Annotated in this window: 1 protein-coding gene; it reads left to right on the forward strand. The window is 50.7% G+C overall.

Annotation, left to right across the window (positions count from 1 at the left end):
- Positions 1-966: 966 nt before the first annotated feature.
- A partial coding sequence (locus M3O22_00780; protein MDP9195303.1) for a methyltransferase domain-containing protein occupies positions 967-1,704 on the forward strand: 738 nt, incomplete at its 3' end.

The raw sequence follows: 1,704 nt of genomic DNA on the forward strand, positions 1-1,704 counted from the left end.
GAAGAACCAGCAACACCGCAAAAAGGATTTTCTTCATCAAGTTGCTCCATTTTCCGGAAAATTACAACCACCGGCTGTACACATCAAGCCCAATTTCACCAAAATCGTCTCTGCGCCTGTTATCTTCGCTTGCGCCCCAGACTCAACAGCAGGAATCACAATTCGTGATTCATAATAAACAAAAAACATCACTTTGCAAGGGGGGCTGAAAAATCCTTACGCACTGATCGCCATTATAACTGGAAAACATTTTTATACAATCAATGATTGTACAGCAGGGGCTTTTATTGCGGCAATAATCCGGAGGCCGCCTCGGGGTGATCGCGCCCGTAAGTGGCTTTCGTCCCGCCGGGTTCTGGAGCGAATCCGGTTTCCGGCAGGTTCCAAATCCTCCAGCCGCCATAGGCGGTATGCTTCTGAAGCGTGATCTCCTTATGGTTTCCGGGACTTACAGTCACCGGGCTTTGATAACCCCGCTGATAGAGGTCTGAACCAGAGTCGGGACTCAACAACGGAGCCAGAGTCAGATCGAGAAGAGATGGACAGCAGTGAGGGAGTTACTGGCCAGCCTGTCGAGGCACTGCGCGGGACGGCGCACATCTTTCATGCGACAGAAAGAAGTGTTCAACCAGATTGCAAAAGCTCTGGTCTGGTTGCCCTGGAATGGCGGAGAATGTCCAGAGCCGCATCGTCATCGATGATGGTGGCCCGCCGGTAGTGGCGTGTCATGGTCTTTGCCAGCCGGCACGCAGTGCAAAAAGGCACCATTCTTGCCCATTCGTCCGGCGCACTCCGCGCAACCTCCTGTAAAATTATTGAGTACACCTCCGGTTTCCGGAAGGAGCGGGTGTCATGATCATCCAACAACCTGAACTGGTACAGGTTTAAGTGCAACTCCCGGAAAAAAGTAGACAGGGCATTGTTAAATTGTTACAAAAACATGAAATTTCGAAGGTATGGTTCTTCATGAAAAAACAGCCTCCACCTTGCGGCCAGGGCACTGATCTTTCAACAAAAAAAATGATAGATTTTTCCTCTGTTGATCTGAACTATGAAAAATTCAGGGAGCTCGCCAGAAATCCGCACCTGACTCCGGAAGAAAAAATTGCCTTTCCCGTCAGCTATCGGCAAGGCTACGAAGATTCAATTGTCAGGGATATCACGGCAAAACTTGGCCTTGAAAGCCGGACCGGGCAAACCGTTATTGATATTGGCTGCGGCGTTGGTGGCGTAACTGACAGGCTGATTGAGATCTGCAGAAAGCAAAAACATCGTCTTGTTCTGGTGGATTCCGGGGAAATGCTGGCCCTTCTGCCAGACCATCCCTTCATCTCAAAAATTGCCGGAATGTACCCGTCAAATGCAGAAGCTGTCCATGCTGCCGCCGGGGGAGAAGCGACAGCGATCCTGTGCTACAGCGTTCTTCAATACATTTTTGTTGATGCCAATCCCTTCAGTTTTCTGGACAGCCTGATGGGCCTTCTGGCTCCCGGGGGTTCAGCCCTCATCGGAGACATTCCCAATATCTCGAAAAGAAAGAGATTTTTCTCAAGCCAGACGGGGGTGGCTTTTCACAAGGCATTCATGAAAACAGAGGAACCCCCTGCTGTACGCTTCAATGTCACCGAGACAGGCCAGATTGATGACTCTGTGCTGATGGGCATGGTTCTGCGGGCCCGGACCGCAGGATGCGATGCCTGGCTT

Source organism: Pseudomonadota bacterium (assembly GCA_030775045.1).
In the GTDB taxonomy this organism is placed as follows: domain Bacteria; phylum Pseudomonadota; class Alphaproteobacteria; order JALYJY01; family JALYJY01; genus JALYJY01.